This is a genomic window from Bradyrhizobium sp. SZCCHNS1022 (assembly GCF_032484835.1).
In the GTDB taxonomy this organism is placed as follows: domain Bacteria; phylum Pseudomonadota; class Alphaproteobacteria; order Rhizobiales; family Xanthobacteraceae; genus Bradyrhizobium.
Genome location: NZ_JAUETT010000003.1, coordinates 179,705 through 203,762, shown reverse-complemented (window position 1 = coordinate 203,762; position 24,058 = coordinate 179,705). Strand labels below are relative to the sequence as shown.

Sequence of the window (24,058 nt, the reverse complement as noted above, 5' to 3'; positions counted from 1 at the left end):
GGGCGGTCCCAAGAGCGACCGGCGGGGGCGCCGGCACAAGCGGTTGGGAGAGGGCATGGCGATTGAGTGCAAGGGACGTGTTGCGCTGATCACCGGGGTGACCGGGCAGGACGGCGCCTATCTCGCCGAATATCTCCTCGGCCTCGGCTATACCGTTCACGGTATCAAGCGGCGGTCGTCATCTTTCAACACGGCCCGGGTCGATCACCTCTACCAGGACCCGCACGAAGACAATGTGCCATTCCTGCTGCATTACGGCGACATGACGGATTCGAGCAATCTGATCCGCTTGGTGCAGCAGATCCGTCCGACCGAGATCTACAATCTCGCGGCGCAAAGCCATGTCGGCGTCAGCTTCGAAAGCCCGGAATACACCGCCAATGCCGATGGCCTCGGCGTGCTCCGGCTGCTGGAGGCGATCCGCATCCTTGGCATGGAGAAGGAGACGCGGTTCTACCAGGCCTCGACCTCGGAGCTTTACGGGCTCGTGCAGGAGGTCCCGCAGCGGGAGACCACGCCATTCTATCCGCGCTCGCCTTACGGTTGTGCGAAGCTCTACGGCTATTGGATCACGGTGAACTACCGCGAGGCCTATGGCATGTTCGCCTCCAACGGCATCCTGTTCAACCATGAGAGCCCGATCCGCGGCGAGACTTTCGTGACGCGCAAGATCACCCGCGGCGTCGCCCGCATCGAGGTCGGGCTCGAAGAGAGCATTTATCTCGGCAATCTCGAGGCCAAGCGCGATTGGGGCCATGCCCGCGACTATGTCGAGGGCATGCATCGGATCCTGCAGGCTGATGCGCCCGACGATTTCGTGCTGGCCACCGGCGAGGCGCATTCAGTGCGCGAGTTGGTCGAGCTCGCCTTCGCCGAGGTGGATCGCGGCATCGATTGGCGCGGCGAGGGCGTCGAGGAGACCGGGATCGATCGTAAATCCGGCAAGACGGTAGTGCGGATCGATCCGACTTATTTCCGTCCGACCGAGGTCGATTTGCTGATCGGTGACTGCAGCAAGGCGCGCGACAAGCTCGGCTGGAAACCGAAGATGAGCTTCACCGACTTGGTCAGGGAAATGGTGGCGAGCGATCTGGCAGCCGCCCGGCGAGAGGTGGCCCTTGGCAGCATGAGCTATGGCAGCAATACCATTTGAGCTCACCGGCAAGACGGTGTTCGTCGCCGGCCATCGCGGCATGGTCGGCAGTGCGCTGGCCAGGCGGCTTTCGCGCGAGGATGTTGAACTGATCACGGCCGGCCGCAGTGAGCTGGATCTGCGCGACCAGGCCGCCGTGTTCGCCTGGTTCGCCAGGATGAAGCCGCAGGTGGTGTTTCTGGCCGCCGCCAAGGTCGGCGGCATCGTCGCCAACAACACGCTGCGTGCCGAGTTCATCTATGACAATCTCGCGATCGCCGCCAACGTGATCCACGCCGCGCATCTCAACGGCGTCGAGAAGCTGATGTTTCTCGGCTCCTCCTGCATCTATCCGAAGCTCGCGGCCCAGCCGCTGCGCGAGGATGCGATGCTGACCGGACCGCTGGAGCCGACCAACGAGCCTTACGCGATCGCCAAGATCGCCGGCATCAAGATGGTCGAGGCCTATCGCAGCCAGTACGCTTGCGACTTCATCAACGTGATGCCGACCAATCTCTACGGTCCCGGTGACAATTATCATCCCGAATACAGCCACGTGGTGGCGGCGCTGATCCGGCGCTTTCACGAAGCCAAAGTGGCGGGCGCGCCGCAAGTGGTGGTCTGGGGTACCGGCACGCCGCGGCGCGAATTCCTTTATGTCGACGACATGGCTGACGCCTGCGTCCATCTGATGAAGACCTATTCCGATCCACAGCTGGTCAATATCGGCACCGGCGAGGACATCAGCATCGCCGACTTCGCCCGCGTCGTGGCGGCAGCGGTCGGCTATACCGGGGCCATTGCGTTCGATCCGTCGCGGCCCGACGGCACGCCGCGCAAGCTGCTCGATGTCTCGCGGCTGACAAGCCTTGGCTGGCGCGCGTCGACCGCGCTGGAGGACGGGATCAGGCGCGCGTATCAGGCCTATTTGCAGGAGACGCGGCAGGCGGCGGAGTAGGGCAACGTCATTGCGAGGCGCGTCGGCGTGGAAGCAGTCCGGTCTTCGCTGGCGGTCTGGATTGCTTTTATTCGCAATGACGGCAGTTATGTCGAGGTCGCGTTGCGCGGCGGCTTCGCGCCTAGCGCCGCCGCCATGGCCGAGATCAGCGGCTTCATGAAGTAGGCCTCGTCGGCCGGTGTGATCGTCGGGCTGACGCCATGCGCCAGGAGCTCCTCGGTGACGACAGGGCCGACCGATGCGACGGGCGTCCGCTTCAGTCCCTCGCGCAAGCGGTCTTCGACGCCATGCGCCTTGGCGACATCGAACAGCCGGCGCGGCTGGCCGGAACTGGTCAGTGCGATCGCGTCGATCCGTCCCGCGGCCATCTCCTCCACGGCGGTGAGAATATTGGCATCCGCGGCTTTGGCGTCGTAAACATAAGGCAGCACGGCATCAACCTCGGCGCCGCGCGCCGTAATGGCGCCGATCAGCGCGCTGTGGTCCTTGTCGGGATAAAGCTGCAGGCCGACACGATGGCCCTTCAAGTCGTAGCCTGACAGCAGCTCTGCGACGCCTTCCGAGGTCGGCTTCTCGGTCGTGACCTGCGGCTCGAGCCCGAGCTCGCGCAAGGCGCGGCCGGGTTTGGGGCCGCGAGTGAATTTGCGGGCGCCGCCAAGCGCGGCAACGAAGGCCGGCTCGACCTGGAGCCGCCGCACCACTGTCATCAGCCGGCGCAGTCCTTCGCCGGTCATCAGCACCAGATCATCGCAGGGCTTGGCGATGAAGCGGTGGATCCAGGCTTCGATCGGCGCCGGATCCGGAGCGTCATGGATCGTGAACATCGGACATTGCAGCACCTCGGCGCCCTGTTCGGCGAGCAGCCGGGAGAACTGCGCCTCCTCCCGGGTTTCCAGGATCAGGATGCGGTAGCCGGTGAGCCTGTCAGCCATGATGGAGCTCGAACAAAATGCAGCACGGTTTGTTCATCTTGACCCCTGTTGGGGCGTTGGCGCAAGGGCAGGGTCGGTGATAGAGCAGGGCGCGAAAGCGAGGGTGCCGCCCTTGCCTGATCCCTCACGTCATCCTGGTCACCCCGTCGCCATGCCCGACCATCAATATGTCCTGACCCTGTCTTGCCCGGATCGCCCGGGCATCGTCTCGGCCGTCTCCACCTTCCTCGCCCATAACGGCCAGAACATCCTCGACGCCCAGCAGTTCGGTGATCTCGAGACCGGTCATTTCTTCATGCGCGTGGTGTTCACCGCCGCCGATCTCGCCGTCAACCTGCCGGCGCTGCAGACCGGCTTTGCCGCGATCGCCGAGCGGTTCAACATGGACTGGCAGCTGCGCGATCGCGCCGCAAAGCGGCGGGTGATGCTTCTGGTGTCGAAATTCGACCACTGCCTGGTCGATATCCTTTATCGCTGGCGCACCGGTGATCTTCCGATGGTCCCGACCGCAATCGTCTCCAACCACCCCCGTGAGACCTACGCCGGTATCGACTTCGGCGATATCCCTTTCCACCACATGCCGGTCACCAGGGAGACCAAGCGCGAGCAGGAGCAGGCGATCCTCAAGCTGGTCGAGGAGACCAAGACGGACCTCGTGGTGCTGGCGCGCTACATGCAGATTCTCTCCGATGAGATGTCGGCGAGCCTCTCAGGCCGCTGCATCAACATCCATCATTCCTTCTTGCCGGGCTTCAAGGGCGCAAAGCCTTATCACCAGGCCTATGAGCGCGGGGTGAAGCTGATCGGCGCCACCGCCCATTACGTCACGCGCGATCTCGACGAAGGTCCGATCATCGATCAGGACGTCGAGCGCATCAGCCATCGCGACACGCCGGATGATCTGGTCCGCAAGGGCCGCGACATCGAGCGGCGCGTGCTGGCGCGCGCCATCCGCTATCATCTCGACGATCGTGTCATCCTGAACGGCCGCAAGACCGTGGTGTTCGTGGATTAATCGAACAGTGGGCGGAAGTCGCGTGCGCTCCAGCCGAAATCCCTGATCGCCGGCGTGGCGTCGAACGCCATGTCCTGCATCATGCGCAGGCCCATCGCGACATTCGCGCCGGGAAAGAGCGGCTTGAGCAGCGGGAACATCGTGCGCCAGAGCGGGGCGGGGACGGACGGGGTGCGCCGGGGCACTCCGAGCCCATCGAAGATGCGGCCGATCATTTCCCGGTAGGTCAGGGTTTCGCCGCCGGGCACCGCGTAGATATTGTCGGTTGCGGCGGGCGCCGCCGCAGCTGCAATCATACCGCTTGCAAGGTCCTCGGCATGGACCGGCTGGCGCAGGCCCCTCCCGCCACCGACCAGCGGCATTACGCCGAATCGCCGGATCAGCCGCGACAACGGCGTGATATTCTTGTCCCGGCCTTCGCTGTAGATCAGCGTCGGGCGCAGGATGGTCCAACCGATCCCGCTCTGCGTGCAGGTCGCGGCGATCTGGCGCTCGGCTTCCATGAGTGAGCGCCAGCCGTCGCGCTCGCTCTGCTCTTCGCTGTCCGCTTTGGTGAAGATACTGGTCGAACTCAGCACGACCAGCCGTTGCAGGCCGGGACGTATGAAATGGGGCAGTGCCGGAGCCAGCAATGTCGCGCGCGCGGTGCAATAGAGCGTGTCGAATGGCGGCGGTTCGGCCTGTGCCGGCCGTTCCAGATCATAGGGCAGGTAACCGACATCGGATCTGGCGGGGGCAGAGCGCATGAGCGTCAACGGACGCTCGCCGCGCGCGATCAACTGGTCGAGCAAATAATTGCCGACAAGGCCGCTGCCGCCGATGACCAGGCTTCTCTGTTGTTGCTCGATGTGTCTTTCCACAGGACCTTGCGTGGCTTCCGAGCCGGGCGAAGTCAAGGCGCGAAGGCGAACGGGTGTTCCCATTGAAGCCAATAATGAGAGCATTCTGGAGGGAAGTGCAGTACGGGTTGTGTTACCGCGCGGGTGTTGCGGTCTGCGCGTTGGGGTTTGACTGCGTCTCCTTGTCTCGTTCGGCGGCCGGAGTCTGCCGGCGCCGCTCGCGCTCCTTGATGAATTGATCGTATTCCGGGGTTCCCGGGCGCGGTGGGGCATCGCGCGGCAGGCCGCCGGCCCATTGCGGAATGTAATCGCCCATGCCGGCCGAGACCTTCTCGTTGACGGAGGCGCAGCCGGCGACGCTCGCCGCGAGCAGTGCGGATGCGAACAGCTTGGCAACGAACTGAAGACGGGCCGGCATGCAGTCGAGAATCCTTCGCGTGGCGGGTTGCGCGCCGAACCCTGGAGGCTCCGCCTTGATCGGTCAATTCGCCGCTTCGTGAGTTTGGTAACGATTTACCACTATTTGGCAAGGCCTCGGCGCTGTGCCCCACTTGGTCGCAGGCTTCCCCTATTGTCGCCATTGACAATGTCGCGGCTATTCCGCAGCGATGCGCCCGACATCGTGCGTGGTGTCAAGGTGAGCAGACAAGAATGGCCGGGGACCGTTGGGTCCTGAACGACCCAGGGAGGAATTGGGTATGTTTGTGAGAGGCAAATTACTGGCGATGGCGAGTGCGGCCTTGGTCGGGACGGCGGTCGCCTGCGGCGCCGCGCGGGCCGAGGACGTCTTCAAGATTGGGCTGATCGTGCCGATGACCGGCGGCCAGGCGTCGACGGGGAAGCAGATCGACAATGCGATCAAGCTCTACATGCAGCAGAACGGCGATACGGTCGCCGGCAAGAAGATCCAGATCATCCTCAAGGATGACGCCGCGCTGCCCGACAACACCAAGCGGCTGGCGCAGGAATTGATCGTCAACGACAAGGTCAATGTGATCGCCGGTTTCGGCGTGACACCTGCGGCTTTTGCGGCGGCGCCCTTGGCTACCCAGGGCAAGATCCCGGAAGTGGTCATGGCGGCCGGCACCTCCGTTATCACCGAGAAGTCGCCGTATATCGTGCGCACCAGCTTCACCCTGCCGCAGTCCTCTACCATCATCGGCGATTGGGCGGCGAAGAACGGCATCAAGAAGGTCGCGACCCTGACCTCGGACTACGCGCCGGGCAATGACGCGCTGGCCTCGTTCAAGGAGCACTTCACTGCCGGCGGCGGCCAGATCGTCGAGGAAGTCAAGGTGCCGCTCGCCAATCCGGACTTCGCACCGTTTCTGCAGCGCATGAAGGATGCCAAGCCCGACGCGATCTTCGTGTTCGTGCCGGCCGGACAGGGCGGCAACTTCATGAAGCAATATGCCGAGCGTGGGCTCGACAAGAGCGGCATCAAGGTGATCGGACCGGGCGACGTCACCGACGACGACCTGCTCAAGGACATGGGCGATGCCGTGCTCGGTGCCGTCACCGCGCACATCTATTCGGCGGCGCATCCCTCGGAGAAGAACAAGGAGTTCGTCGCGGCCTATGAAAAGGCGTTTGGCAGCCGTCCGGGCTTCATGGCGGTCGGCGGCTACGACGGCATCCACCTGATCTACGAGGCCTTGAAGAAGGACGGCGGCAAGACCGACGGCGATTCGCTGCTCGCGGCGATGAAGGGCATGGCCTGGGAGAGCCCGCGCGGCCCGATCTCGATCGATCCGGAGACGCGTGACATCATCCAGAACGTCTATGTCCGCAAGGTCGAGAAGGTGAACGGCCAGCTCTATAACGTCGAGTTCGAGACCTTCAACGCGGTCAAGGATCCGGGTAAAGCGAAGAAGTGACGCCGAAGGGCGTCATCCCGGGGCGCACGGACGGTGCGCTCCCTCCCCCGCTTGTGCGGGGGAGGGCTGGGGTGGGGGCGCCACACGGCACGCTGCCCGGGTGGAGAGACTTCCCCCACCCGCATCGAATCTTCGATACGATGCGACCTTCCCCGCAGGCGGGGGAGGCTGGACCGAGCAAGCATGGTATGCGCGCCCTTCAGAGGAAGGGGTGAGACCGGGGACCGAATTTAGACGCCATGACCGCTGTTCTCACCAATCTGTTCGATGGCGTCGCCTACGGCATGCTGCTGTTCGTGCTGGCCTGCGGCCTCGCCGTGACGCTCGGCCTGATGAACTTCGTCAATCTGGCCCACGGCGCCTTTGCGATGGCCGGCGGCTATGTCTGCGCGGTGTTGGTCAACCAGACCGGCTGGCCGTTCTTCGCCGCGCTGCCGCTGGCATTCGTCGCGAGTGCGGTGATCGGCGCGGCACTGGAGCGCACGCTCTATCGCCATCTCTATACGCGCAGCCATCTCGACCAGGTACTGTTCTCGATCGGGCTCGTGTTCATGTCGGTCGCCGCGGTCGACTACATCATGGGGTCGTCCCGCATCTTCATCAAACTGCCGGAGGTGCTGGAAGGCCAGTTCGACGTGTTCGGCGTCGGCATCGGCCGCTACCGGCTGATGATCGTCCTGATCTGCGGTCTGCTCACGGTGCTCCTGCAACTCGTTCTGGCCAAGACCCGCTTCGGCAGCCGCCTGCGCGCCGCGGTCGATGACCCGCGCGCCGCAAGCGGGCTCGGCATCAACGTGCCGCAGGTGTTCGCTTTCACCTTCGCTTTCGGCTGCGGGCTCGCTGGCCTGGGCGGCGCCCTCAGCGCCGAGGTTCTCGGGCTCGATCCGTATTTCCCGCTGAAATTCATGATCTACTTCTTGATCGTGGTCTCCGTCGGCGGCTCCTCCTCGATCACAGGCCCGTTCCTGGCCTCGCTGCTGCTCGGCATCGGCGACGTTGCCGGCAAATATTACGTGCCCAAGATGGGCCCCTTCGTCATCTACACCATGATGATCGTGATTCTGATCTGGCGCCCGAACGGATTGTTCGGCCGCACCGCTGCGCGGTGATTTGAAATGACCGCACAGACCGATGTCGCCTATCACGCGCGCCAGCATGGCCGCTGGCACTGGAGCGAAGTTGCGTTCTGGGTCGTCGTGCTGGCCTGCGCCTTGGCCTTTCCGTCGCGCTACCTGATCATGACCGAGGTCGTACGGCTCGCGCTGTTCGCGCTCTCGCTCGACTTGATCCTCGGCTATGCCGGCATCGTCTCGCTTGGACACGCGGCGTTCTTCGGCGTCGGCGCCTACTGCGCCGGCCTCTTGTCGGCCCACGGCCTGATCGATGAGCCACTGCTCGCATTGATCGTCGCGGGGCTCGTCACGATGCTGCTGGGATTCGTCACCAGCTTCCTGGTGATCCGCGGCGCCGACCTGACCCGGCTGATGGTCACGCTCGGCATCGCGCTGCTCCTGGAGGCGCTGGCCGAGCGCTTCTCCAACGTCACCGGCGGCACCGATGGTCTGCAGGGCATCGACATCAAGCCGCTGCTCGGCCTGTTCGAGTTCGACATGTTCGGCAGGACCGGCTTCTTCTATGCGCTGGCCGTGCTGTTCGTGCTGTTTCTGCTCGCGCGGCGGATCGTACATTCGCCGTTCGGCCTGTCGCTGCGCGCGATCAAGAACAATCCGTTGCGGGCTGCGGCGGTCGGCATTCCCGTCAATCGCCGGCTGATCGCGATCTACACGGTCGCGGCGTTCTATGCCGGCGTTGCAGGTGCCCTGTTTACCCAAACCACTGCGATCGCTTCGCTCGACGTGTTCGCATTCGAGAAGTCGGCGGATCTGATGCTGGTGCTGGTGATCGGCGGCGCCGGCTATCTCTATGGCGGGTTGATCGGCGCGGTCGTGTTCAGGATCCTGCAGGAGGTGTTCCAGACCATCACGCCGCAATATTGGATGTTCTGGATCGGGCTCGTGCTGGTGGTGATCGTGCTGGTCGGACGCCAGCGCATTCATGCTGCCGCGCTATATGTGCCGAATCTGGTGCTCAAGCAGCTCGCTGGCCGTAAGGCCGTGGTCGCTCTGTCCGACAACGAGGCGCCATGACCATCGCGCTGGAAACCAGGAATCTGGAGAAGAATTTCGGAGGCTTGCGGGTCACCCGCGATCTGTCGCTCCGAATCGCAACCGGCGCCCGCCATGCGCTGATCGGGCCGAACGGCGCCGGCAAGACCACTGTCATCAACCAGCTCACCGGCGTGTTGCAGCCGACCTCGGGGCGCATCCTGCTGGAGGGCGCCGATATCACCGACCTGCCGGTGCACAAGCGCGTGCTGCGCGGTCTGTCCCGGACATTCCAGATCAATCAGCTCTATCCCGACCTGACGCCGCTCGAGACGATCGGGCTTGCGGTGTCCGAACGGCTCGGCCGCGGCGGCGACTGGTGGCGGCGGATGGGAACGCGCGACGACGTCACGGCCGAGATCGCCGAGACCCTGGGGCGTTTTCGCCTGCTCGACGTCATGAACGACAAGACTTCGACCCTGCCTTACGGCAAGCAGCGGTTGCTCGAGATCGCGGTCGCGATCGCGGCCAAGCCGCGCGTCTTGCTGCTCGACGAGCCCGCCGCCGGCGTGCCCGAGGGCGAACGCAAGGACATCCTGGCCGCGGTCGCGGCGCTGCCGCGCGACGTCACCGTACTTTTGATCGAACACGACATGGACCTGGTGTTCTCCTTTGCCGACCGCATCTCAGTGCTGGTCTCGGGCGCGTTGCTGGTCGAGGGCCCGCCGGATGAGGTCGCGCGCGATCCGCAGGTGAAGGCGGTCTATCTCGGCGAGGCCGCGTGAATGAGTGATCTGCTCGCCATCGAGAATCTGCGCGCCGGCTACGGCCAGGCCGTGGTGCTGCCGAACATGTCGCTGAAGCTGCCGGAAGGCCAGGTGCTCGCGCTGCTCGGGCGCAACGGCACCGGCAAGACCACGCTGATCAATTCCATCGTCGGCGTTACCCGGCGCTTTTCGGGCCGAATCGCGCTCGCCGGCCGAGACATCACTAGTCTGCGCGCCGACCAGCGCGCCCGCGGCGGCATCGGCTGGGTGCCGCAGGAGCGCAATATCTTCCACTCGTTGACGGTGGAGGAGAACATGACCGCCGTGGCGCAGCCGGGACCTTGGACGGTCGAGAGGGTCTACGGGATGTTCCCGCGGCTCAAGGAACGGCGCAGCAATTACGGCAACCAGCTCTCCGGCGGCGAGCAGCAGATGCTGGCGATCGGGCGCGCACTGACGCTCAATCCGAAAGTGCTGCTGCTGGACGAGCCGACCGAAGGGCTGGCGCCGATCATCGTCGAGGAACTGTTGGCCGCCATCGGCACCATCAGCCGCGCCGGCGGACTGTGCTCGATCATCGTCGAGCAGCATGCGCAGAAGATTCTGGGGCTCGCCGACCGCGTCGTGATATTGGAGCGCGGCATGATCGTGCATGATGCGCCATCGAGCGCGCTGAAGGCCGACCCGGCGCCGCTGGAGCGGCATCTCGGCGTGGCCGGCGCCGCCGTGCATTGATTGCGCCGGTGTCGACGCAACTTGCCGCATTCGGTATTCAGGCGATCATTGTCGCGGGCTAGGTGAGGGCTCTCTCACCGGTCGCTGGGTCAGGCAGGGAGCGCCGCAATGGTCGAACCTGCAGCAGAATTGGCGGAATCACCCACCGCGCCCAATGGGGCCTTCGGTATGCCGGAGCCGCTTGGCCATTCTCTCTCAACGGAATTGTATACCGAACGGATACGCGGTAGGTGATGGCGCAGCCCGGGGATGGCCGGCGGCCGGACCTGGGGACGCAACGTCAACATGGATCAAAGACAGATCAGTCGGCCGATCCAATAATCATATCAATGCGTCGACCTTTCCAAGGAGTGAGCAAATGCAACGCACAAAGCCCCCATTCCGCGCCGACGAGGTCGGCAGCCTCTTGCGCCCGCAGAAGATCAAGGACGCCCGCGCCAAGCTCGAGAAGGGCGAAATCACCGCCGACGAGCTGCGCAAGATCGAGGACATGGAGATCGAAAAGGTCGTGCACCGCCAGGCCTCGACCGGCCTGAAGCTGGCGACCGACGGTGAATTCCGCCGCTCCTGGTGGCATTTCGACTTCCTCGCCAAGCTGACGGGTTGCGAGCTGTTCCACCCCGATGCCGGCATCCAGTTCACGGGCGTCCAGACCCGGCACGACGCGGTGCGTGTGATCGGCAAGCTCGACTTCCCGGCCGATCATCCGATGCTCGACCACTTCCGCTTCCTGAAGAAGCACGCCGACACTGCGCATGTGACGGCGAAGATGACGATTCCCTCCCCGGCGGTGCTGCATTTCCGCGGCGGCCGCAAGTCGATCTCCAAGGATGTCTATCCCGATCTCGACGCGTTCTACGAGGATCTCGGCAAGACCTATCGCAAGGCGGTGAAGGCGTTCTACGACGCCGGCTGCCGCTATCTGCAGTTCGACGACACGGTATGGGCCTATCTGTGCTCGCAGGACGAGCTGAAGAAGGCCCGCGAGCGCGGCGACAATCCGGACGGCCTGCAGCAGATCTATTCGCGCATCATCAACTACGCGATCGCCGAGCGGCCCGCCGACATGGTGATCACGACCCATGTCTGCCGCGGCAATTTCCGCTCGACCTGGATCTCCTCCGGCGGCTACGAGCCGGTGGCCGAGACCATGCTCGCCAACACCAATTACGACGGCTACTTCCTGGAATACGACAGCGAGCGCGCCGGCGGCTTCGAGCCGCTGCGCTTCCTGCCCAAGGGCAACAAGGTGGTCGTGGTCGGTCTCGTCACGTCGAAGGTCGGCGAGCTCGAGAAGAAGGACGACATCAAGCGCCGCATGGAAGAGGCGGCCAAGTTCGTGCCGCTCGAGCAGCTCGCGCTGTCGCCGCAATGCGGCTTCGCCTCGACCGAGGAAGGCAATATCCTCTCCGAGGAAGAGCAGTGGGCGAAGCTGCGCCTCTGCGTCGAGCTTGCCGAGGAAATCTGGGGCAAGTGATCGGCAGGGAAGTGATCGGCGGGTAAACCCGCGTTGATCACCCGACCGCATCTGAGACCCGAGCGGGACCGGAATTTCTCCGGTCCCGCTTTTGTTTGGAGGGCGGCCCAAGCCGCGCCCTAGTGTCTCCCTAAGGGGGCTGTCTGCAGGACTGGATGGGTCGGAATCAGCCATTCCCTCGGTGGGCAGAAGGTGCTAGGACGCAGACTTGATCGGGCGTTGCCCACTCTCCAATCCCACGCCTCCGGCCGATGAAGAACGACCAGCTGCTCGCCCAGATTTCGGAGTTCTGCCGCCAGTCCGACATGGCGGAATCGACGTTCGGCCGGCGCGCGGTGAACGATGGCAAGCTGGTGCATCGCCTGCGCGAGGGCAAGCGCATCACCATCGACACGCTGGATCGCATCCAGGCCTATATCGCGGCCTCGACCGGCACTCTGCCGCCTCCGCGGCTCGAGGTCGTGGCCGAGAAGCGCGATCCGCGTAGCAATTTCCGCTTCTTCGAGAACCGGCAGAAATACCTGCTGTTCGTCCATACCTGCAGCGAGAAGCGGGTGGTGGCCGAGCGGGTCGGGCTCGAGCTTGCCAGCATCCACCCGCGGCCGCCGGCTTTGCGGGTGTTCGATGCCGGCGTCGGCGACGGCACCGTGCTGTCCAAGGTGCTGCGGACCATGCATGGCCGCTTTCCGCACATTCCATTCTATGTCGCCGGCAAGGAGCTCAGCCTGGAGGATGTCCGGCTGACGCTGGAGAAGGTGCCGGACCGGTTGTACGAGCATCCCGCCAGCGTGTTCGTGTTCACCAACATGAACTACGCCGAGGCGCCGTGGCTGACCCCGAAGTCGCCGGCGATGGCAGCCAGCATGATCTGGCATGAAGTCGTGCTGCAGGGCGATTCGTCAGGCGAATTCGAAGCCCAGATCGCGGCGCTGAAGCCGTTTCTCGAGCAGAATTGGCGCGCCTCGGTGTCGCCGCGCACCGGCATGCCGATCTATGAGCGGCCGGTGGCGCTGGTGCTCTATCGCGAGGACCATCGCTTCCTGCTCGATGCCATCGTCCCGCGCGCCGGCCGGGTCGAGGCCAATTTCGACCTCGTCATCGCCTCGCAGCCTTATCGCGCCCGGTCCTCGGTGAACTTCCGCGCCAAAAGGATCATCGCCCCCTTGGCGCGTGCCTTGAAACCGGGCGGCCGGCTGATCGGAATCCACTCCCATGGCCAGGATCCGGGCCTGGAAATCATCCAGGCGGTGTGGCCCGGAGAAAATCCTTTCTCGGTCAGCCGCCATGAACTGCTGCGGGCGGTCAAATACGAGCTGGGGTCCAGTGGGCGAGACTTAAATTTTAATGCCTATGCGGACAATCGCTCGATTTTCAGGTATGAGATGGAAGCTCTGCCCAACGAGGTCACCGGCGCCATCGGAACCTCGACGGCCTTTGCAGCCTGGAACGCGGCGGTGTATGTCGCCCAGATCGAGGAAGACCGCCTGACGGAGATCGCCAATAGCGCGCGTGCGCTCGATGCCGCCAGGGAGGTGCTGCGGAAGCATAACGGGTTGTGGTTCTACGACGAGTCCTACGTCATCTCGCGGCGTCGCGACTGACGGTTCGGGATCAATATCAATGACCGCCGTGGGCGGCGAAGAAGGGGTTGCTTGATGCGCGCGTCATATCTGTTCACCTCGGAGTCGGTTTCCGAGGGCCATCCGGACAAGGTCTGCGACCGGATTTCCGACGAGATCGTGGACCTGTTCTACCGCGAGGGGCCGAAGGCCGGCATCGATCCGTGGCAGATCCGCGCCGCCTGCGAGACGCTCGCCACCACCAACAAGGTCGTGATCGCGGGTGAAACGCGCGGGCCTGCGTCCGTCACCAACGAGCAGATCGAGGGCGTGGTGCGCGCGGCGATCAAGGACATCGGCTACGAGCAGGAAGGTTTCCATCACGCCACCTGCGATATCGAGATCCTCCTGCATCCGCAGTCGGCCGACATCGCGCAGGGCGTCGACGCGCTGCAGCCGGGCGCAGCCAAGGAAGAGGGCGCCGGCGACCAGGGCATCATGTTCGGCTATGCCTGCAACGAGACGCCGGATCTGATGCCGGCGCCGATCTTCTACGCCCACAAGATCCTGCGCCTGATCTCCGAAGCGCGTCACTCCGGAGTTGAGAAGGTGTTGGGGCCGGACTCCAAGAGCCAGGTCACGGTGCGCTACGAGAACGGCAAGCCCGTCGGCGTGCGCGAGATCGTGGTGTCGCACCAGCATCTGGTTGAGGACATGACCTCGGCGCAGGTGCGTGAGCGCGTCGAACCTTACGTTCGCGAGGCGCTGCCGAAGGACTGGATCACGAAGGACACGATCTGGCACATCAACCCGACCGGCAAGTTCTTCATCGGCGGTCCCGACGGCGACACCGGCCTCACCGGCCGCAAGATCATCGTCGACACCTATGGCGGTGCGGCCCCGCATGGTGGCGGCGCCTTCTCCGGCAAGGACCCGACCAAGGTCGACCGCTCCGCGGCCTATGCCGCGCGCTATCTCGCCAAGAACATCGTCGCCGCCGGGCTTGCCGAACGCTGCACCCTGCAGCTCGCTTACGCGATCGGCGTGGCGCGGCCGCTGTCGATCTATATCGACACCCACGGCACCGGTAAGGTCTCCGAGGATCAGCTCGAGAAGGCGGCTGCGCAGGTGATGGATCTGACGCCGCGCGGCATTCGCAGCCATCTCGATCTCAACCGTCCGATCTACGCGCGCACCTCGTCCTACGGCCATTTCGGCCGCACGCCCGACAATGAGGGCGGCTTCTCCTGGGAGAAGACCGACCTCGTCGAGCCGTTCAAGCGCGCGGTGTAAGTCTTCGCGCTGCGACCCTTCCCCGGTGGGGAGGGTTGCAGGAAGCGCAGTTGTGACTTTGTCGTTTGAGAAGACCGCTGCAACACACCTAAGCCGTCATGGCCGGGCTTGTCCCGGCCATCCACGTCTTTCTTCTGTTGCAGCCAAGACGTGGATGCCCGGCACAAGGCCGGGCATGACGAGAACGGATTGCAGTCCGGTCGCGCAGCAAGAGCCGCTCGGAAGAATATAGGGAACCCACATGACCGCCTTCACCGACTACATCGTCAAGGACATTTCGCTCGCCGAATTCGGCCGCAAGGAGATTTCGCTCGCCGAGACCGAAATGCCCGGTCTGATGGCGACGCGGGAAGAATACGGCCCGAAGCAGCCGCTCAAGGGCGCGCGCATCGCGGGCTCGCTGCACATGACCATCCAGACTGCGGTGCTGATCGAGACGCTGGCAGCGCTCGGCGCCGACATCCGCTGGGTTTCCTGCAACATCTATTCGACGCAGGATCACGCCGCGGCAGCGATCGCCGCACGCGGCATTCCGGTGTTCGCGGTCAAGGGCGAAACGCTCACCGAATATTGGGACTACACCGCCAAGCTGTTCGACTGGCACGGCGGCGGCACGCCCAACATGATCCTCGATGACGGCGGCGACGCCACCATGCTGGTGCATGCCGGCCTGCGCGCCGAGAAGGGCGACGCCGCCTTCCTCGACAAGCCGGGCTCAGAAGAAGAAGAGATCTTCTACGCGCTGATCAAGCGGCTCCTGAAGGAAAAGCCGAAGGGCTGGTTCGCCGAGATCGCCAAGAACATCAAGGGCGTCTCCGAGGAGACCACCACGGGCGTGCATCGCCTCTATGAAATGGAGAAGGCCGGCACGCTCTTGTTCCCGGCGATCAACGTCAACGACAGCGTCACCAAGTCGAAGTTCGACAATCTCTATGGCTGCCGCGAATCGCTGGTCGACGGCATCCGCCGCGGCACCGACGTCATGATGTCGGGTAAGGTCGCGATGGTCGCGGGCTTCGGCGACGTCGGCAAGGGTTCGGCCGCTTCGCTGCGCCAGGCCGGTTGCCGCGTGCTGGTCTCTGAGGTCGATCCGATCTGCGCGCTGCAGGCGGCGATGGAAGGCTATGAGGTCGTGACGATGGAAGACGCCGCGCCGCGCGCCGACATCTTCGTCACCGCGACCGGCAACAAGGACATCATCACCATCGAGCATATGCGCGCGATGAAGGATCGCGCCGTCGTCTGCAACATCGGCCATTTCGACAACGAGATCCAGGTCGCCTCGCTGAAGAACCTGAAGTGGACCAACATCAAGCCGCAGGTCGACGAGATCACCTTCCCCGACGGCAAGCGCATGATCCTGTTGTCCGAAGGCCGCCTCGTAAACCTCGGCAACGCCATGGGCCATCCGTCCTTCGTGATGTCGGCCTCCTTCACCAACCAGACGCTGGCGCAGATCGAATTGTTCTGCAACCAGGGCAAGTACGAGAAGAAGGTCTACGTGCTGCCGAAGACGCTCGACGAGAAGGTGGCGCGGCTGCATCTCGCCAAGATCGGCGTCAAGCTCACCGAGCTGCGCCCCGACCAGGCGGCTTATATCGGCGTCAAGCAGGAAGGCCCGTTCAAGTCGGACCATTATCGCTACTGATCAGGTGATCGTCGTTCCGGGACGCGAAGCGACCCCGGAACGATTTCTCACGATGGCCGGGCTCGTCCCGGCCATCGGCGTTTTTGCCGATCTCATTCGGTTCTGTCAGGTCCGGGACGGTAACGGTCCGGATTGGTCCGAATGGTCAGGTCAGAATTCCAGGTTCGCACCCAGATAGAACGAGCGACCTGGACCGGGAACGGCGGTGCCCCACATGCTCGCGGTGCCCGATGCGCCGCTGCCGACCGGGCCGACGGTCCCGGCCTCCCTGTTGAACGACATCGACGCGCCTTCGCCCAGATAAGCGCCGCCGAGCGGCAGGTAGTAGAGCTTGTTGAATAGGTTCTCGACGCCGAAGCTGATGCGCAGCTTCTGCCAGGTGTAGTTGCTGCGCAGGTTGACCAGGCTGTAGCCCGGGGTCTTGAGCTCGTTGCGGGCGGCGGACACGTCGGACTTGCTGCTCACCATCACGAGCTCGACACCGTTGTCCCAGCCGTCGAGCCGGTGCGTGAGCGTCAGCTTGCTGTTGAGCGGCATGATGTTGTAGAGGCCGCTTCCGGTATCGAGGTTCCTGCCGTTCGTGTAGCTGAGGACCCCCTTCAGACCGAACTCGCCGATCTCAGTCCGGCCGAGCGGAAGCTTGCCGGACAGATCGAATCCGTACAGGCGCGCCTGCTGGTTCATGTATTTCATGATCACGAACTGGTTGGCGACGGCAGGGACGGCGGCGGTGTTCGTCGCGGCTCTCCATTGTACAGCGTCGATGTAGTCGCGCACATGGGTGTAGTAAGGCGTGAACCGGATCTCGGCCTCGTGGTCGGCGCTGTGCCAGGCGCCGGTGAAGCTCACGGTGTGGGCGACCTCCGGCCTCAAATAGGGATTGCCGAGATAACCGTTGCCATCGCCGACGAAGTTGTTCATCTCCAGCGCCATCACGTTGCGCGACCACGAATAGCGCTCATAGAGGTTCGGCGAACGCGTCTTCTGCATCGCGCCGAACTCGAAGGTGAGATTGGCGTTCGGCGTGTTCCGAAGCAAAGCCGTCAGATCGACATTGTTGTCCTTGTGGGCACGATCCATGGCGTTGAACGCCGCGCGCGAGCCGACCGAGCTCGTCTCATACATGCCGGACATGAAGCCCGATGTCAGCGGCGTGGTGCTGGTATTGTAGCCGACGATGGGGCCGGTGTCGGTTTCGACCCGCTCGAACCGCACGCCCAGCAGCGAGAGCCAGGCCGGGTTCCATCTGGCCTCCCACTCGCTGAAGACACCGGCGCGGTCCCGCTTGCCGTTATTGATGTTCCAGAACGTCAGCGGCGCCATCCCGCCGATGCAGTTGCCCACGCCGCAATCGGGTGCCGGCGGCCACCAGTCGTCGAGACGATAGGTCTGCAGGTCGACGCCGACCCGGAGCACGTCGCGGGGCGACAGCTCGATATCGGCTTTGGACGATGCGCCGTTGGTCTTGGTCCGCGTGTACATCGGCATGCCATTGACCGGGTAGGACGCGCCGGTCGTGTTCGGCGGCGTTAGCGTGCCGTACGAGAACAGCCGGTCTCCGCCGAAATCCATGTAGTGATGGACGGACTGATGATAGATCCGGGTCTCCAGCTCGCCCCAGTCGAACCTGCCGAGATGGCGCAGGTTGAAGCTGTAGGCGTCGTTGCCGAGCATATCCATGCGCTGGTTCGGATAGAGCTGGTAGGGGACCTCCTGAATGCCGGCCTTGAACTCGATCAGCTGACCGTCTTTGTTCCAGGCGATCCCCAGCAGGTGATTCCGGGTCTCGTAGGCGGATGAGCCGACCTGGTCGAGAGGGAGCACGGGCGTGATGGCGCTCCTCAGAACGAAGTTCTTGAAGTTGCCGCCGGCCGTGTAGTTGTCCGCTTTGACGGCCGCGCCGCTGTAGCTGACGCTGTAGTTCTCCGTCGCCATGGTCGCCGACAGGTTGGCGCCGCGCACATTGCCGTTGCTGCGGTAGAACGTGCCGATATTGCCCTTGGTCAGCAGGCTTTGACCGGGCGCGGCGAACGTTGGCCCCAGGGACGTGACGGCCACGGTGCCGCCGATCGAGTCGCCGCCGACGCTTACCGGCGTGACGCCTGCCCAGACCTTGGCCGCGGCGATCTGGCTGGGATCGATGTAGGACAGCGCCGGATTCATGTGATTGGGGCACGAGGCGATGGTGTCCATGCCGTCGACCTTGATGCGCAGGCGGTCGTCGGCGAGGCCATGGATCGCGGGCAGGCTCGATACGCCGCCTGCCGAGTACAGGCTGACGCCCGGGACGTCCGCGAACAGGGCGGCGGTGTCGTTCGTCGTGGCGCGCTTCGCCAGGATGTCGCCCGCTTCAACCGAGGTGCTGCCGGGTGGGGTGGCGATGCCGTCGGGCGAGACCGCGGGCGGCGGTGTCGGATTGGGCTGGCTCGCCGGGTTTGCTGCTGTGGCATGCGCGCCCCGGCGGCGGATCGCCGGTCGGCGGGCCGGGCCGTGCTGGGGCATTGTGACGATCACTTGGGGCAGTGTCGCGGCTGCGCGACCCCGCGCTTCGTCTTGCGCAAGCACGAGGTCCGGCATGGTGAAGGCCAGCAGTGCCGGCGATGTCAGCACGGCGGTCGAACGGAGCAATCGGCGCCGGGCGGGTGTGGAACGGTGGTGCATGATGGGATCTCGGATTCCGGATAGGAAGACGCAGGGCGGCAGGCGCGTTGTGGCCTTCGTGAAAAGTGGTCGCGACATCGCGGCTGCAGGCATGGCCGAGCTTGCCGCGAGACAGCAGCAGTCAGCTCGTCCGGCTGATGCCGGCCGCATCGTCACGCGTTCAGATGTGTGGAAGAGACAGCCTAGGCGGTCGCCGGCGGCCCGCGGGCGACAGGCAGGTCATGCGCAGGCGGGAGCGGCGATATGACATCGATGCGCCCGACCAGAATCGCCACCACAACCGGGATCGGCAGAGCGATGATCGAGGCTTGAGGGAGCGTGACGCTGCGTCCGAGCGCACAAAACGGACAGCTCGCACATTGCTTGGCGGCTGCATCGCTATCGTCGGCCGCCGAATGATCAGCGCTGCTCTGGCAAATGATTGCGGCGGTGACGTCGGGGCCCGAAACGGCCGCGCCCATCGCGCAGAACGCCAGGGTCGACTGGAAGATCAGCGCCCATGCCGCGAACCACACGAGTGAACTGCACAGCCGCGATCGCGCCGTTCGTAGGATCGAAATATGCGCGAGAGCGGACGCGACCAACTCGCGACGCCACAGCGTGCGCAAGCGTGCCTTGCGCCTCACTGTTTCGATCCTGTGTAGTTGACGCCCCCGTCGAGCCACTGACTGACGCTCCCCCTTCGAATTTTCCTACAGGAGCGCGCATCGAATTGGCAATGGAGCACGCGAGGCTTCGTGGACTCCTGTGCCGGTGGATCAATTCTGCCACAGTGAAGGTAGCTTCACCTCATGTGCAAACCCAGTGAAGCTGAGCGTCATGGGACGATTGCAAATAAGTCGCAATCGCGATGTAGCTGCGGCCGTGGAATGACGCGCGGCTGGCTGGCGCAGCTCCATCCCGGCGAGCAGAGCTATCGGCCGATGACATGCGCAATGCGGCCGGGGCGGCGGGGCGCGATAGGCGGGGCGGTGGCGCCGCTGCGCCGCCGTGTCGGTGTCCTTGGTACCCGGATTCACATAATCTCCTCCGATCGATTGCAAGTCGCCTCGCATTGACATGAACTGGTCAATCTCGGTGCCGAGAAAGGTGTGTGTTCGGCTGGTAGGCAATATGAAGAACAGGGCTCTCGCACTCCTCATCTTGTTTCTCGGCCTCGTCGGACCAGTGCACGCCGCCGAGCTCGACGTTGCCGTGGCTGCGGCCCACGGCGGCGACTATGCGCCCGCGCTGAAAGTCCTGTCGGCGCTGGCCGAAAAGGGTGATGCGCGCGCGCAGTTCGATCTTGGCTTCATGCAGGCCAATGGCTGGGGCCTGCCGCGCGATCCGACCGTGGCGGCCGGCTGGTATCGCAAGGCCGCGGAGCAGGGGCTTGCCATCGCCCAGCATTTCCTTGGCCTGGCTTATGTGAACGGCGAAGGCGTGCGGATCGATGACGCGGAAGCTGCGCGCTGGTTCGCGCGCGCGGCCGCACAGGGATTTGCCCAATCGCAATACATGCTCGGTCTGATGCTGTTGGATGGCCGCGGCGTGTCCAAGGATGTGGTCCATGGCTATGCCTATGTCGTCATGGCGGGCCAGGCCGGGGTGCGCACGGCCGGCCGCGCGGTACAGCGGCTCGCCTTGACCGAAGCCGAGCGCGCGCAGGCCCAGGACATCATGACGCAATGGAAGCCGAAGCTCGAATCGAGCGTCGCGAGCATCGCCAGTCCGCGCAGTGAGGATCTGCTCGGCCTAGACCGGCATCTCGGCGCGATCGTCGATCCCACCGCCTGGCCGGCATCCGCGATCGGCGTCGTCACGGTGGCCCGTTATTCGAACGGCGCCTGGTGCACCGGCACGCTGGTGGCGCCCCGGCTGGTGCTGACGGCCGCGCACTGCCTGTTCAACGGCACCGCGCCGGTCAGTCCCGGCAACGTCCATTTTCTTCTCGGCATGGACAAGGGGACGCCGGCCGCGTCGGCGGCGGCAGAGCGGCTGATCGTCGCAAGGGATTTCGTTCCGACCCCGCTGGACCAGTGGACATTGGATCGAGCCCCGGCGGATTGGGCGTTGATCGTTCTCAAACAGGCGCTGCCGTCGCGGCCCATTGCCGTGAAGGCGCTGACGCGAGAGCAGCTGCGCACCGTGGCCGAGGCCGGGAGGATTTCGGAGATCGGCTACGGCGAGGAACGGCGTTACTCGCCGACCGAGCAGCGCAATTGCCGCGCCGACATCACTAATGACGAGCGGCTGTTGATCCTCCACTGCCTGGCGAACCATGGCTATTCCGGCTCGCCAATCCTGGCCGATATCGACGGAACCATTGCAGTGATCGGCATCTTCTCCTCGTTCCACGAAGAGACACGCGTGACGTTTGCCCCCTCCGCCAGCCGGTTCGAGGCTGCGGTCAGGGATCAGATCTCCACCGAAGCAGCGCCGGCGCGCTGATCGGCGGCGTGGCGGCGTTCGCGCGCCACGCCTTCGCCCGCCAAGTTAAGGGACTCCTAAAACCCTCACGCTAGCATGGCTCCTCAGCGTCAATCGCTCGGGAGTACGGCCATGAGTTCGCTCGACTATTCGGCTCACAGGGCGCCGCAGGCCGCTGGAGCCTTGGGCGATCTCAACCGGCTGCGCCGCCTCGCGCGCGTATGGATCGCTGCGGCCAGCGTCGTCTATGTCGTCGACCTGCTGCGGCAAACACGCCTCGGTCTGACCGACGGCGTGCAGCGCCCGTTAGGCGACGATTTCATCAATTACTGGTCCGGAGCGGCGGTGGCGCTGCAAGGTCATGCGGCCAGGGCTTACGATTTCCTGGGATTCCATGCCTTCGAGCAGTCAGTGGTGGGGCCTACGCTCGACCTCTATCATTATTCCTATCCGCCGGTGATGTTGCTGCTGACCTTGCCGCTGGCGCTGCTGCCTTACGTGCCGGCGCTGGGCCTGTGGCTGATCGGCACCTGGTACGCATTCTATCGCGCGCTCAAGGCCGCGAGCGGCGAGGGCGTGCTGCTGCTGGCGTTGGCGACGCCCGCGGTATTCATCAACGCGATGCTCGGGCAGAACGGCGCCCTGACCGCCGCGCTGCTGGGTGGCGGGCTGGTGCTGCTCGAGCGCCGGCCGGTCCTGGCGGGCATGCTGTTCGGCCTGCTCGCCTTCAAGCCGCATTTGGCGCTGATGCTGCCGGTGGCGCTGCTTGCTGGTCGGCAATGGCGCGCGCTCGTGTCCAGCGGCGTCACCGTGCTGATGCTCGTTGCCGCGAGCGTGATCGCATTCGGATTGGAACCGTGGACCGACTATCTCAGGAACCTGCCGATCCTGCGCGTCGCAATCCTGGAGGACAGCACCGACATCTGGCGCCTGATGGTCTCGGTGTTTGTCTTCGCGCGCCGCTTCGGCGCAAGCCTCGAACTCGCCTACGGCTGTCAGGCCGTCTCCGCCATCATCGCGACAAGCGTCGTGGCATGGTCATGGTGGCGCGACCATCCGCGGCATATCCGCTACGCCCTGCTGATCGTCGGCACCTGGCTCGCGATTCCCTATCTGCAGCACTACGATCTGGTGGTCGGCGCCTTCGTCGTGGTCTGGCTGCACACGGAGGAGAGGCGGCCGCAGGCGCCGGTAGCCTGGATCAGGGCGGCCATGGCCGCGGTGCTGCTGCTGCCGCTGGTCGCAGCTTCGATCGGCAAGAACACCGACCTGACCTTCGGCCCGCCATTTCTGATCCCGGTGTTCGCGCTGCTGGTCCGCTTGGCCGTGGGGTACGATCGCGCGCAACGGCAGGCGGGCAAGGCACTGACATTCGCAAATGAGCCGGCCGCAAACTGATACGACTGCCGGCGCGGGACACTAGGTCGCGCGAGAGCGCGCCGCCCGCGCGGATCGGATGGCGGTCGCTCTTGCCGCTCTGACGTGCTTACCTGCACCGTGCTCGCGACGCGCGGCGAGATGTTTGCGTCTATTCGCCTCGGCGACAACGTGCCGAACGGCCGGTCCGCGATGCGAGGCATATTCCTGGCCGTCGATCGGGGCGACATGGGGCGGATCGCGATCGAGATAGGGCCGGCCGATGCCGAATTCCTGCCCGTGCACGTCGATCCACTTCCAGAGCTGTTCGGTCGAAGTCCAGCGCTCTGCGCGCGTGGCGCCCTTGACGCTGACGATATCCGCCGCGAGTCCATGGCCATAGCCGCCACGGAAGCTGCCGCCATGATAGGACCTGTCGGAGGCCGCCTTCAGCCCGCTGGCGATCGATTGCCGGTAGTCGTCACGGAATGCGCTGGTGATGCCGGGCGAGAGGCCAGCGGCCTCCGCGGCGTGCAGCGTGTAGAACAGTTTCAGCTTGAAGCCCCGGTCCATGCCGCCGATCACGTAGTCCATCAGCGACAGGCTGGCCTTGTCCGCCGCCTTGGGATCCTTCCACGTGAAGTCTTCGTCAACCAGCCTGATGAAGGTTCTGGCGACGGAGACCAACCGGCCCTTCCGCTTCACCGTCACGCTGCGGCGCTCGTGCACCTTGATCGAATCCTCCTTGGGCGCGCGCTGATACAGCGTCCACAGATAGCGATCGACACAGGTCTCGATGACGAAGCACTCGTCGGCGGCTTCGGTCGCGCTTACGCTTGCTGTGCGGTCGTCAGCCGTCGGGGTCTCGGGCGTGTGGTCCCGCACGCTGGCGGGCGTGTCCGGCTTCGCCGCGGTCTCGGCTGGCAGCGTCTCACTCGGATCGGCGGAGGCCATTCGGAGCGATCCTGCGGGCTCGGGCGTTCGTCCTTGCTCTGCGGTGGCTGTGTTATCTGCATCCGCAGCCGCGGCGACCGGTGCTGCCGCGGATGTTGTGCCGGCATGGCGGGCGGCGTCCATGACAAGCGGGGGCGTCACGGTTGCTGACGCGATCTCGCCGACCTCTGCGGCCACGATCTGCGGTGCTGCGGCGGCGGTCGCTACGCCGACCGATTGCAGTGCTGCTGCGGAGCGCGGAGCATCGACAGCCCTCGGTGTATCGGTGGCCCGCAGTGGTTCGATGAGTTGGGGTGCCTCGCTCGCCTGCGGCGCGGCGTTGGCTTGCAGCGCCGGAGCAA

The 24,058-nt window shown here is 64.6% G+C and carries 20 protein-coding genes; 14 read left to right on the top strand and 6 right to left on the bottom strand.

Translation table 11 applies throughout. The annotated features are described in order from the left end of the window. Positions 1–55 precede the first annotated feature (55 nt). Positions 56–1,153: a GDP-mannose 4,6-dehydratase gene (gmd, locus tag QX071_RS20375; protein WP_315704470.1), complete on the top strand. Its 1,098-nt coding sequence runs from the start codon at positions 56–58 to the stop codon at positions 1,151–1,153. Further along, entirely contained in the window at positions 1,134–2,090 is a 957-nt protein-coding gene (locus QX071_RS20370; RefSeq protein WP_315704469.1) for a GDP-L-fucose synthase, read from the top strand. The genes gmd and QX071_RS20370 overlap by 20 nt, the downstream gene beginning before the upstream one ends. 86 nt (positions 2,091–2,176) lie before the next feature. Here the strand turns inward: QX071_RS20370 and QX071_RS20365 are convergent, their stop codons facing one another. Further along, a complete protein-coding gene (locus QX071_RS20365) occupies positions 2,177–3,022 on the bottom strand; it encodes a uroporphyrinogen-III synthase (RefSeq protein WP_315704468.1) in 846 nt (281 codons plus the stop codon). A 151-nt stretch (positions 3,023–3,173) separates the two neighbouring features. Between QX071_RS20365 and purU the strand changes: the two genes are divergently transcribed. Then, the gene (gene purU, locus QX071_RS20360; RefSeq protein ID WP_315704467.1) at positions 3,174–4,037 is read left to right on the top strand and encodes a formyltetrahydrofolate deformylase; all 864 of its coding nucleotides are present in this window, start codon (positions 3,174–3,176) and stop codon (positions 4,035–4,037) included. Here purU and QX071_RS20355 read toward each other — a convergent pair. Then, on the bottom strand, positions 4,034–4,897 hold the full coding sequence (locus QX071_RS20355) for an NAD-dependent epimerase/dehydratase family protein (protein WP_315704466.1): 864 nt from the start codon (positions 4,895–4,897) through the stop codon (positions 4,034–4,036). The genes purU and QX071_RS20355 overlap by 4 nt on opposite strands. Before the next feature lie 112 nt (positions 4,898–5,009). Beyond that, positions 5,010–5,294: a hypothetical protein gene (locus QX071_RS20350; protein WP_315704465.1), complete on the bottom strand. Its 285-nt coding sequence runs from the start codon at positions 5,292–5,294 to the stop codon at positions 5,010–5,012. A 280-nt stretch (positions 5,295–5,574) separates the two neighbouring features. Here QX071_RS20350 and QX071_RS20345 point away from each other — a divergent pair, with 280 nt between their 5' ends. From QX071_RS20345 to ahcY, 9 genes are all read left to right on the top strand, one after another. Further along, positions 5,575–6,753 carry an ABC transporter substrate-binding protein gene (locus QX071_RS20345; protein WP_315704464.1) on the top strand — a complete coding sequence of 393 codons (1,179 nt, stop codon included), beginning with the start codon at positions 5,575–5,577 and terminating at the stop codon, positions 6,751–6,753. Positions 6,754–6,992: 239 nt separating this feature from the next. Next, the gene (locus tag QX071_RS20340) at positions 6,993–7,862 is read left to right on the top strand and encodes a branched-chain amino acid ABC transporter permease (RefSeq protein ID WP_315704463.1); all 870 of its coding nucleotides are present in this window, start codon (positions 6,993–6,995) and stop codon (positions 7,860–7,862) included. Between the two features lie 6 nt (positions 7,863–7,868). Next, complete coding sequence (locus QX071_RS20335) at positions 7,869–8,900, top strand: branched-chain amino acid ABC transporter permease (RefSeq protein ID WP_315704462.1); 1,032 nt, start codon at positions 7,869–7,871, stop codon at positions 8,898–8,900. Next, on the top strand, positions 8,897–9,643 hold the full coding sequence (locus tag QX071_RS20330; protein ID WP_315704461.1) for an ABC transporter ATP-binding protein: 747 nt from the start codon (positions 8,897–8,899) through the stop codon (positions 9,641–9,643). Before QX071_RS20335 ends, QX071_RS20330 begins: the two co-directional genes overlap by 4 nt. Continuing rightward, positions 9,644–10,360 carry an ABC transporter ATP-binding protein gene (locus QX071_RS20325; RefSeq protein ID WP_315704460.1) on the top strand — a complete coding sequence of 239 codons (717 nt, stop codon included), beginning with the start codon at positions 9,644–9,646 and terminating at the stop codon, positions 10,358–10,360. It begins immediately after the preceding gene. Positions 10,361–10,718: 358 nt separating this feature from the next. Continuing rightward, complete coding sequence (locus QX071_RS20320; RefSeq protein ID WP_315704459.1) at positions 10,719–11,837, top strand: cobalamin-independent methionine synthase II family protein; 1,119 nt, start codon at positions 10,719–10,721, stop codon at positions 11,835–11,837. Positions 11,838–12,088: 251 nt separating this feature from the next. Next, complete coding sequence (locus QX071_RS20315; RefSeq protein ID WP_315704458.1) at positions 12,089–13,438, top strand: hypothetical protein; 1,350 nt, start codon at positions 12,089–12,091, stop codon at positions 13,436–13,438. Positions 13,439–13,492: 54 nt separating this feature from the next. After that, a complete protein-coding gene (gene metK, locus QX071_RS20310; RefSeq protein ID WP_315704457.1) occupies positions 13,493–14,689 on the top strand; it encodes a methionine adenosyltransferase in 1,197 nt (398 codons plus the stop codon). A 241-nt stretch (positions 14,690–14,930) separates the two neighbouring features. Beyond that, positions 14,931–16,337 (top strand): adenosylhomocysteinase, encoded by a 1,407-nt coding sequence (gene ahcY / locus QX071_RS20305; RefSeq protein ID WP_315704456.1) that lies wholly within the window; start codon positions 14,931–14,933, stop codon positions 16,335–16,337. Positions 16,338–16,487: 150 nt separating this feature from the next. On the opposite strand, the gene QX071_RS20300 is transcribed toward ahcY, so the two are convergent. Beyond that, a complete protein-coding gene (locus tag QX071_RS20300) occupies positions 16,488–18,998 on the bottom strand; it encodes a TonB-dependent receptor (RefSeq protein ID WP_315704455.1) in 2,511 nt (836 codons plus the stop codon). 182 nt (positions 18,999–19,180) lie between these two features. After that, positions 19,181–19,513 (bottom strand): DUF2946 family protein, encoded by a 333-nt coding sequence (locus QX071_RS20295; protein ID WP_315704454.1) that lies wholly within the window; start codon positions 19,511–19,513, stop codon positions 19,181–19,183. Between the two features lie 598 nt (positions 19,514–20,111). Between QX071_RS20295 and QX071_RS20290 the strand changes: the two genes are divergently transcribed. Then, on the top strand, positions 20,112–21,428 hold the full coding sequence (locus QX071_RS20290; protein ID WP_315704453.1) for a trypsin-like serine protease: 1,317 nt from the start codon (positions 20,112–20,114) through the stop codon (positions 21,426–21,428). Between the two features lie 111 nt (positions 21,429–21,539). Beyond that, positions 21,540–22,805 carry a glycosyltransferase family 87 protein gene (locus tag QX071_RS20285; protein ID WP_315704452.1) on the top strand — a complete coding sequence of 422 codons (1,266 nt, stop codon included), beginning with the start codon at positions 21,540–21,542 and terminating at the stop codon, positions 22,803–22,805. Between the two features lie 21 nt (positions 22,806–22,826). On the opposite strand, the gene QX071_RS20280 is transcribed toward QX071_RS20285, so the two are convergent. Further along, positions 22,827–23,840 carry a hypothetical protein gene (locus QX071_RS20280; protein WP_315704947.1) on the bottom strand — a complete coding sequence of 338 codons (1,014 nt, stop codon included), beginning with the start codon at positions 23,838–23,840 and terminating at the stop codon, positions 22,827–22,829. Positions 23,841–24,058: the final 218 nt, after the last annotated feature.

Coding starts and splice junctions, on each gene's coding strand:
- gmd (WP_315704470.1), top strand. CDS start 56: ATGGCGATTGAGTGCAAGGGACGTGTTGCGCTGATCACCGGGGTGACC.
- QX071_RS20370 (WP_315704469.1), top strand. CDS start 1,134: ATGGCAGCAATACCATTTGAGCTCACCGGCAAGACGGTGTTCGTCGCC.
- QX071_RS20365 (WP_315704468.1), bottom strand. CDS start 3,022: ATGGCTGACAGGCTCACCGGCTACCGCATCCTGATCCTGGAAACCCGG.
- purU (WP_315704467.1), top strand. CDS start 3,174: ATGCCCGACCATCAATATGTCCTGACCCTGTCTTGCCCGGATCGCCCG.
- QX071_RS20350 (WP_315704465.1), bottom strand. CDS start 5,294: ATGCCGGCCCGTCTTCAGTTCGTTGCCAAGCTGTTCGCATCCGCACTG.
- QX071_RS20345 (WP_315704464.1), top strand. CDS start 5,575: ATGTTTGTGAGAGGCAAATTACTGGCGATGGCGAGTGCGGCCTTGGTC.
- QX071_RS20340 (WP_315704463.1), top strand. CDS start 6,993: ATGACCGCTGTTCTCACCAATCTGTTCGATGGCGTCGCCTACGGCATG.
- QX071_RS20335 (WP_315704462.1), top strand. CDS start 7,869: ATGACCGCACAGACCGATGTCGCCTATCACGCGCGCCAGCATGGCCGC.
- QX071_RS20330 (WP_315704461.1), top strand. CDS start 8,897: ATGACCATCGCGCTGGAAACCAGGAATCTGGAGAAGAATTTCGGAGGC.
- QX071_RS20325 (WP_315704460.1), top strand. CDS start 9,644: ATGAGTGATCTGCTCGCCATCGAGAATCTGCGCGCCGGCTACGGCCAG.
- QX071_RS20320 (WP_315704459.1), top strand. CDS start 10,719: ATGCAACGCACAAAGCCCCCATTCCGCGCCGACGAGGTCGGCAGCCTC.
- QX071_RS20315 (WP_315704458.1), top strand. CDS start 12,089: ATGAAGAACGACCAGCTGCTCGCCCAGATTTCGGAGTTCTGCCGCCAG.
- metK (WP_315704457.1), top strand. CDS start 13,493: ATGCGCGCGTCATATCTGTTCACCTCGGAGTCGGTTTCCGAGGGCCAT.
- ahcY (WP_315704456.1), top strand. CDS start 14,931: ATGACCGCCTTCACCGACTACATCGTCAAGGACATTTCGCTCGCCGAA.
- QX071_RS20300 (WP_315704455.1), bottom strand. CDS start 18,998: ATGCACCACCGTTCCACACCCGCCCGGCGCCGATTGCTCCGTTCGACC.
- QX071_RS20290 (WP_315704453.1), top strand. CDS start 20,112: ATGAAGAACAGGGCTCTCGCACTCCTCATCTTGTTTCTCGGCCTCGTC.
- QX071_RS20285 (WP_315704452.1), top strand. CDS start 21,540: ATGAGTTCGCTCGACTATTCGGCTCACAGGGCGCCGCAGGCCGCTGGA.
- QX071_RS20280 (WP_315704947.1), bottom strand. CDS start 23,840: ATGGACGCCGCCCGCCATGCCGGCACAACATCCGCGGCAGCACCGGTC.